The organism is Pseudoflavonifractor capillosus, assembly GCF_016902575.1.
In the GTDB taxonomy this organism is placed as follows: domain Bacteria; phylum Bacillota; class Clostridia; order Oscillospirales; family Oscillospiraceae; genus Enterenecus; species Enterenecus capillosus_A.
The window spans coordinates 65,761-73,392 of record NZ_JACSNZ010000008.1 but is presented as its reverse complement, the minus strand read 5'-3'; the positions used below and the strand labels follow the sequence as shown (position 1 = coordinate 73,392).

The following is a 7,632-nucleotide window of genomic DNA, read 5'->3' as shown; positions in this document are numbered from 1 at the left end:
AGTCTTTCGCAGATGGCAGACCGTACTAACGCCTTTAGGCGTGGCTAGTAACAAAGGGCTTTGCCCGCATATGAAGAACCCCCGGCTATGCCGGGGGGTTCCTATTTGTTGTGCACCTCCACCATGATAAACCGTCGAAGTTTGTCGGATGTATATGAAACCGTAAAACTTCAAAACACCCCTTGACTTTGGGGCGGAGGATGCTACAATGTACTTAAATTATTTTACTTAAATAATTTTAACTAAAAACTTTGAAGTAATCAAAAGGAGCTGTCAATATGGATTTCGAGCAGATCAAGGACATCATTGTGGAGACTCTCAACTGTGACGCCGACAAGGTGACCATGGAGGCCCGCCTGGCTGAGGATCTGGACGCCGACTCTCTGGCCGCTGTGGAGCTGTCCATGGCTCTGGAGGAGGCCTTCGGCGTGACCATCGAGGACGAGGCTTTGCCCCAGATGAAGACTGTGGGCGATCTGGTGGCCTATCTGGAGAGCCACAAGGGCTAATCAAAGGGGGAAAAGAAGGGCACCGGGATCTCCGGTGCCTTTTTTCCAAAAGGAGGAGCTATGACCAATCAAGAAATTTACGAGCTGATGGCTCGTTTTGACCAGAGCGGGCTGACCACTCTGAAGGTGACCCGGAAGGACTTCTCCCTGGAGCTGGGCAAGAACGTGGCGGTTGCTGCTGCCCCGGTTGCTCCTGTGGCAGTTGCCGCTGCCCCTGCGGCAGAGGCGGTGGAAGAGGGTACCTGTGTCACTGCCCCCTTGGTGGGCACCTTCTACGCCGCTCCCGCCCCTGGGGATGACCCCTATGTGCAGCCTGGGCAGCGGGTCAGTAAGGGAGATACCCTGTGTCTGGTGGAGGCCATGAAGACCATGAACGAGATCAAGGCCCCCTGCGACTGTGTGGTGGAGGCGGTGCTGGCCCAGGACGGAGAACTGGTGTCCTTCGGTCAGAACCTGATCCGCTACCGGGAAGGGTGAGAAATATGTTTCGACGCATTCTCATTGCCAACCGGGGCGAGATCGCCGTGCGCATCTTCCGGGCCTGCCGGGAGATGAACATCCAGCCTGTGGTGGTGTATTCCCAGGGGGACGCCGACGCCCTGCATGTGCAGCTGGCGGAGGAGGCCTACTGCATTGGCCCCGCCCGGTCTTCAGACAGCTATCTGAATATGGATGCCATTCTCACCGTGGCCCAGCGCACCGGCTGTGATGCGCTCCACCCCGGCTATGGCTTTTTGTCGGAGAACGCCGACTTTGCCGATGCCTGCGCCCAGGCGGGGATCGCCTTCATTGGCCCTTCCGGGGACGTGATTCGGAAGATGGGCAACAAGGCCGCCGCCCGGAAGCTGATGCAGCAGGCGGGGGTGCCTGTGGTGCCCGGCTCCGACGGGGCGGTGGACACCCCCGAGCAGGCCAAGGCCCTGGCCGATGAGATGGGCTATCCCGTGCTCATCAAGGCCGCTGCTGGCGGCGGTGGACGGGGTATGCGCCGGGTCTTTGAGCCGGACCAGCTCATCCCTCTGTTCCAGGAGGCGAGAAGCGAGTCCATGGCCTGCTTTGGCAGCGACGAGATGTACTTAGAGAAGCTGATCCTCAACCCCCGCCACATTGAGTTCCAGATCATGGCGGACGCCCAGGGCAATGTGATCCAGCTGGGGGAGCGGGACTGCTCCATCCAGCGGCGCAATCAGAAGATGCTGGAGGAATCCCCCTCCAAGGCCCTTACCCCTGAGCTGCGGGAGAAGATGGGGGCGGCGGCGGTGGCAGCGGCCAAGGCCGCCGGGTATGTCAACGCCGGGACCATTGAATTTGTCCTCTCTCCCCAGGGAGAGTTCTATTTCATCGAGATGAATACCCGCATCCAGGTGGAGCACCCGGTCACCGAGATGGTCACCGGGCTGGACCTGGTGCGGGAGCAGATTCGGGTGGCCGCTGGGCTGCCCCTGTCGGTGACCCAGGAGCAGGTGCAGCTCCACGGCCACGCCATGGAGTGCCGCATCAACGCCGAGGATCCCGCCCATGACTTCCGGCCCAGCCCCGGCCACATCGACTTTCTCCACCTGCCCGGAGGCTGTGGGGTGCGGGTGGACAGCGGGCTGTACGGCGGCTACGACCTGCCCCCCTATTATGACTCCATGATGGCCAAGATCATTGTCCACGCCCCCACCCGGCTGGATGCCATTCGCCGGATGCGCCGGGCTTTGGAGGAGCTGGTCATTGAGGGCACCACCAACAACATTGATCTGCTCCATCAGATCTTGTACCATCCCGACTTTGTCCGGGGAGCTTACCACACCGGGTTTATGGACGCCAATCTGGACACCCTGCTGACTTGGAGCCACGGGGCAGAGGAGGAGAACAAGGCATGAGTTCCGTATTTCAACGGCGCAGACAGAAACTGCTGGCTTTGAAGGCCATGCGGGGGGTGTCTGCCGTACATCCCCACACCAATGAGGTGTGCAGCCACTGCGGCGGGGAGGTCTCCCACCGGGAGCTGGTGGCCGGAGGGTATGTGTGCCCCCTGTGCGGCTACCACCACCCCATTGGAGCCTACCATCGACTGAGCCAGATTCTGGACCGGGGCAGCTTCAAGGAGCTGGACGGTACCCTGGCTTCCGCAGATCCCCTGGACTTTCCCGGCTACCGCCAGAAGCTGGAGAAGGCCAGAGCCAAGACGGGGATGAATGAGGGCGTGGTCACCGCCCTGGGCCGCATAGGCGGCATCCGGGTGGCGGTGGGGGTGCTGGACAGCTGCTTTTTCATGGGCAGCATGAGCGCTGCTCTGGGCGAGAAGGTGACCCGGCTGGTGGAGCAGGCCACAAAGGCCCGCCTGCCCCTCATCCTCTTCTCCGCCAGCGGCGGGGCCCGGATGCAGGAGGGCATTTTGTCCCTGATGCAGATGGCCAAGACCTCGGCGGCGCTGGAGCGGTTTTCCCGCCGGGGTGGCTTGTACATTTCGGTGCTCACCCACCCCACTACCGGCGGTGTCACCGCCAGCTTTGCCAGCCTGGGGGATATCATGATCGCCGAGCCGGGGGCACTCATCGGCTTTGCCGGGCCCCGGGTCATTGAGCAGACCATCGGCCAGGAGCTGCCCGAGGGCTTCCAGAGCGCCGAATACTTGTTGGAGCACGGCTTTTTGGACGCTGTGGTGCCCCGCAGCCAGCTGCGGGACACCCTCATCCAGCTGCTGCGCCTCCACGGAAAGGCAGGTGCAAACCGGGATGGCTGAGTATACCCCTGCCCAGCGGGTGGCTCTGGCCCGCAACACCGCCCGTCCCGGGGTGGTGGATTTTGTCCAGGGCCTGCTCACCGACTTTTTCGAGCAGAAGGGGGACCGCCTGTGTGGCGACGACCCCAGCATATACGGCGGCGTGGGTCTGTTTCACGGCAAGCCCGTCACCGTCATCGGACACCGCAAGGGCAAGGATCTGGAGGAGCGCATGGCCTGCCGCTTTGGCATGCCCACCCCGGAGGGGTACCGCAAAGCCGGGCGGCTCATGGACCAGGCGGAGAAGTTCGGCCGCCCGGTGATTACCTTCATTGACACCCCCGGAGCCTATCCGGGTCTGGAGGCGGAGGCCAGAGGTCAGGGCGAGGCCATTGCCCGGATGCTGGCCAAGATGTCCGCCCTCACCGTGCCCACCATCGCCATTGTCACCGGAGAGGGGTCAGCGGTGGAGCCTTGGCCCTGGGTGTGGGAAACCGGGTGCTGATGTTGGAAAACGCCGTGTATTCCGTCCTCTCTCCCGAGGGCTTTGCGGCCATTTTGTGGAAGGATGCCTCCAAGAGCGACCAGGCCTGTGACGTGATGAAGCTCACCGCCGCCGACCTGTTGGAGCTGGGAGTCATTGACCGGATCATCCCCGAGCCGGAAGGGGGCGCCCACACCGATGTGCCTGCTATGGTGCGCACGCTGGATGTGGTGCTGCAAGAGGAGCTTGCGGGCCTGAGCCGCATGAGCGCCCACGCCCTGGCTGCCGGACGTTATGAGAAATTTCGAGCCATGGGCGCAAAGGCCCTGAGAAAGGAGCGCACATGAGTGGAATCAAATTGCTGGCCACAGGCAGTGCCCTGCCCCAGCATGTGGTGACAAATCACGATTTGGAGCAGATCATGGACACCAGCGACGAGTGGATTCGTTCCCGCACCGGGATTGGAGCCCGCCACCACTGCTCCAGAGAGGAGTGCCACACCAGCTTGTGCCTGGAGGCGGCGAAAAAGGCTCTGGAGCGCAGCGGGATAAAGCCGGAGCAGGTGGGGGTGTGCCTGGTGGCCACCCTCACCCCCGATCACCTGACCCCCGCCACCGCCTGCGTGCTGCAAAGGGAGCTGGGACTGGAGGAGGACACCATCTGCTTTGATCTCAATGCCGCCTGTTCCGGTTTCGTCTACGCCCTGCACACGGCAGAGTGCCTGCTGGCCGCTTCTACCCGGAAGTACGGCCTGGTGCTGGGGGCTGAGGTGCTCAGCCGGGTCATTGACATGGCAGACCGCAGCACCTGCGTGCTCTTCGGCGACGGAGCGGGAGCTGCCCTGGTTCAGTGGCGGGAGGACTACCCCTCCATCCACGCCGTGCTGGGCTGTCGGGGGAATGACCGGGTGCTGGTGGTGCCCGGGGTCAACCAGAGTGTGCCCTCGGTGGTACATATGGAGGGGCAGGACGTGTTCCGCTTCGCCGTGGAGGCCCTGCCCCGGTGCGCCCGGGAGGTGGCCCAGAAGGCGGGCATCACCCTGGAGGAGGTGGACCGCTTTGTGTTCCACCAGGCCAACCAGAGAATCATCAATTTTGCGGTGAAGAAGCTGGGGGTGGACCCGGCCAAGTGCACCGGAAACATTGCCCATACCGCCAACACCTCCGCCGCCAGCGTGCCCATCCTGCTGGATGAGCTGGTGGAGAAGGGAGAGGTGAAGCCCGGGGATAAGGTGTTGTGCGTGGGCTTTGGCGGCGGTCTGACCTGGGCCGGAGCCTTGCTGGAAGTGGCCCGGGTCTGAGAACGGAGGATGAAAGATATGAAATTAAATGAACTTCTGGGAACTGAGTTTCCCTTGATTCAGGGCGGCATGGCCAACATTGCCACCGGAGCCTTCGCCGCTGCCGTGTCCAACGCCGGAGCCCTGGGCCTGGTGGGAGCGGGCGGCTGGGACGGCGAGACCCTGCGGAAGGAAATCCGCATTGCCAAAGAGAACACCCACAAGCCCTTTGGCGTCAACCTGATGCTCATGAACCCCCACATTGACGAGCTGGCCAAGGTGGTGGTGGAGGAGGGGGTGTCCGTCATCACCACCGGGGCAGGAAACCCCGGCAAGTACGTTCCCACCTGGAAGGAAGCGGGCATCCGCATCTTCCCCGTGGTGGCAGCTCCTGTGCTGGCCAAGCGTCTGGAGCGGCTGGGTGTGGACGGCTTCATCGCCGAGGGCACTGAGAGCGGCGGACATGTGGGTGAGATGACCACCATGGCCCTGGTGCCTCAGGTGGTGGACACCGTGTCCGTCCCCGTCATTGCCGCCGGAGGGATTGCCGATGGCCGTCAGCTGGCCGCTGCCTTTGCCCTGGGAGCCTGCGGCGCCCAGATCGGCACCTGCCTGCTCACCAGTGAGGAGTGCCCCATCCACGAAAACTATAAGAAGGCGATTCTCAAGGCCAGCGCCACCGACACCATCGTCACCGGCCGCTCCACCGGAGCCCCGGTGCGGGTGCTGAAAAACAAGATGGCCCGGGAATATGTGCGCATGGAGAAGGATCACCTGCCCCTGGAGGAGCTGGAGAAGCTGACCCTGGGTTCCCTGCGCCGGGCGGTCTTTGACGGCGACGTGGACACCGGCAGCTTTATGGCCGGACAGGTGGCGGGCATGGCCCACGAAATTCGCCCCCTGCGCCAGATCTTTGAGGATCTCATGGCGGGCTATGAGAAAACCGTAAAGGAGATGCAGAAATGAGCATTGCCTTTTTATATGCCGGACAGGGCAGCCAGCACCCGGGCATGGGGGCCGACCTGTACGAGACTTACCCCCAGTTCCGGGACGTGCTGGACGGGGCAAACCTGGACTTTGATGTGAAGGAAGTGAGTTTCCAGGACAGCCAGGGAGTTTTGAATGAGACCCGGTACACCCAGCCCTGTATGGTGGCCTTTGCGGTGGGTGTGACCCAAATTCTCGCTGACCTGGGCATCCGCCCTGACTATGTGGCGGGCCTGAGCCTGGGCGAGTACTCCGCCCTCCAGGCCGCCGGGGTGTTCACCCCCCAGCAGGCCATTTCCCTGGTGGCCTTCCGGGGTAAGGTGATGGCCCAGGCCGCCCAGGGGGTGGCCTGCGGCATGACCGCCGTGCTGGGCCTGGACCGGGAGAAGCTGGAGCAGGCCTGCCAGCAGGCTTCCTCCCTGGGCGTGGTGTGCATTGCCAACTACAACTGCCCTGGGCAGTTAGTTCTCGGCGGACATCAGGATGCTGTGGATGAGGCCGCCCGCCTGGCCAAGGAGATGGGCGCACGCCGCTGTATGCCTCTCAAGGTCAGCGGCCCCTTCCACACTCCCCTCTTGAAGCCCGCCGGGGACGCTCTGGCGGAGAAGTTCCAGGGCGAGACCTTCGGCGAGATGAAAGTTCCCGTGCTCTTTAACTGCCTGGGTCGTGAAATGGGAGAGGGAGACTCCATCCCCGCTCTGCTGGAGCGTCAGGTGCAGTCCTCGGTGTACATGGAGGACACCATCCGCCGCCTGAGTGAACTGGGTGTGGACACCATTGTGGAGATCGGGCCGGGCAAGGTGCTCAGCGGCTTTGTGCGCAAGACCACCCCGGACATCAAAACCTATGCCGTGGAGACGGTGGCCGACATCCAGGCCCTGGCTCAGGCGCTGAAAGAGGAGAATTGACCATGTCTTTATACGGAAAAGTGGCCATTGTCACTGGCGGAAGCCGGGGCATTGGCCGGGCCATCTGCCTGGAGCTGGCCGCCCAGGGAGCCAGCGTGGTGTTCTCCTACGCCGGCAACGACGCCGCCGCCCAGGAGACCCTCACCGCCCTCAAGGAGCTGGGGGTGGAGGCCAGAAGCGTGAAGGGAGACGTCACCGACCCTGAGGCGGTGAAGAACCTGGTGGACACCGCCGTGAAGGAACTGGGCGGAGTGCACATTCTGGTCAACAATGCTGGCATCACCCGGGACGGCCTGGCCATGACCATGAAGGAAGAGGATTTTGATTCCGTCATCAACACCAACCTGAAGGGCACCTTTTTGTGCATGAAGGCGGTGACCCGGCCCATGATGAAGGGCCGCTACGGCCGCATTGTGAACCTGAGTTCTGTGGTGGCCCTGCGGGGCAACCCCGGCCAGGTGAACTACTGCGCCAGCAAGGCGGGGGTCATCGGTATGACCAAGTCCCTGGCCAAGGAATTGGCGGGGCGTGGCATCACCGTCAACGCCGTGGCCCCCGGCTACATCGCCACCGATATGACCGCCGCCCTGCCTGAGGCGGCCCGGGAGGCCATGCTCACCACCATTCCCGCCCGCCGGGCTGGCACACCTGAGGACGTGGCCAAGGCCGTGGCCTTTTTGGCCAGCGAAGGGGCCGGCTACATCATCGGGCAGGTGCTCAGTGTAGACGGCGGCATGGGCATGTGACCAGAGGAG

General features: G+C 63.0%; 8 protein-coding genes and 1 pseudogene. All 9 read left to right on the top strand.

Features of this window, described 5'->3' with window-relative positions; genetic code table 11:
- Positions 1-278: 278 nt before the first annotated feature.
- Positions 279-509 carry an acyl carrier protein gene (acpP, locus tag H9X86_RS04865; RefSeq protein WP_204900453.1) on the top strand — a complete coding sequence of 77 codons (231 nt, stop codon included), beginning with the start codon at positions 279-281 and terminating at the stop codon, positions 507-509.
- A gap of 60 nt (positions 510-569) precedes the next feature.
- Positions 570-986 (top strand): acetyl-CoA carboxylase biotin carboxyl carrier protein, encoded by a 417-nt coding sequence (locus tag H9X86_RS04860; RefSeq protein ID WP_204900452.1) that lies wholly within the window; start codon positions 570-572, stop codon positions 984-986.
- Positions 987-991: 5 nt separating this feature from the next.
- Positions 992-2,377, top strand: a complete 1,386-nt coding sequence (accC, locus tag H9X86_RS04855; RefSeq protein ID WP_204900451.1) for an acetyl-CoA carboxylase biotin carboxylase subunit — start codon at positions 992-994, stop codon at positions 2,375-2,377.
- The gene (gene accD, locus H9X86_RS04850; RefSeq protein WP_204900450.1) at positions 2,374-3,240 is read left to right on the top strand and encodes an acetyl-CoA carboxylase, carboxyltransferase subunit beta; all 867 of its coding nucleotides are present in this window, start codon (positions 2,374-2,376) and stop codon (positions 3,238-3,240) included. The genes accC and accD overlap by 4 nt, the downstream gene beginning before the upstream one ends.
- A pseudogene (locus tag H9X86_RS04845) lies at positions 3,233-4,050 on the top strand (acetyl-CoA carboxylase carboxyltransferase subunit alpha). Before accD ends, H9X86_RS04845 begins: the two are co-directional and overlap by 8 nt.
- Positions 4,047-5,003 carry a beta-ketoacyl-ACP synthase III gene (locus H9X86_RS04840; RefSeq protein ID WP_204900449.1) on the top strand — a complete coding sequence of 319 codons (957 nt, stop codon included), beginning with the start codon at positions 4,047-4,049 and terminating at the stop codon, positions 5,001-5,003. The pseudogene H9X86_RS04845 and the gene H9X86_RS04840 overlap by 4 nt, the downstream one beginning before the upstream one ends.
- A gap of 18 nt (positions 5,004-5,021) precedes the next feature.
- Positions 5,022-5,948: a nitronate monooxygenase gene (locus H9X86_RS04835; protein WP_204900448.1), complete on the top strand. Its 927-nt coding sequence runs from the start codon at positions 5,022-5,024 to the stop codon at positions 5,946-5,948.
- Positions 5,945-6,877, top strand: coding sequence for an ACP S-malonyltransferase (gene fabD / locus H9X86_RS04830; protein WP_204900447.1), 933 nt, complete (start codon positions 5,945-5,947; stop codon positions 6,875-6,877). The genes H9X86_RS04835 and fabD overlap by 4 nt, the downstream gene beginning before the upstream one ends.
- A gap of 2 nt (positions 6,878-6,879) precedes the next feature.
- Positions 6,880-7,623 carry a 3-oxoacyl-[acyl-carrier-protein] reductase gene (gene fabG / locus H9X86_RS04825; protein WP_204900446.1) on the top strand — a complete coding sequence of 248 codons (744 nt, stop codon included), beginning with the start codon at positions 6,880-6,882 and terminating at the stop codon, positions 7,621-7,623.
- Positions 7,624-7,632 lie beyond the last annotated feature (9 nt).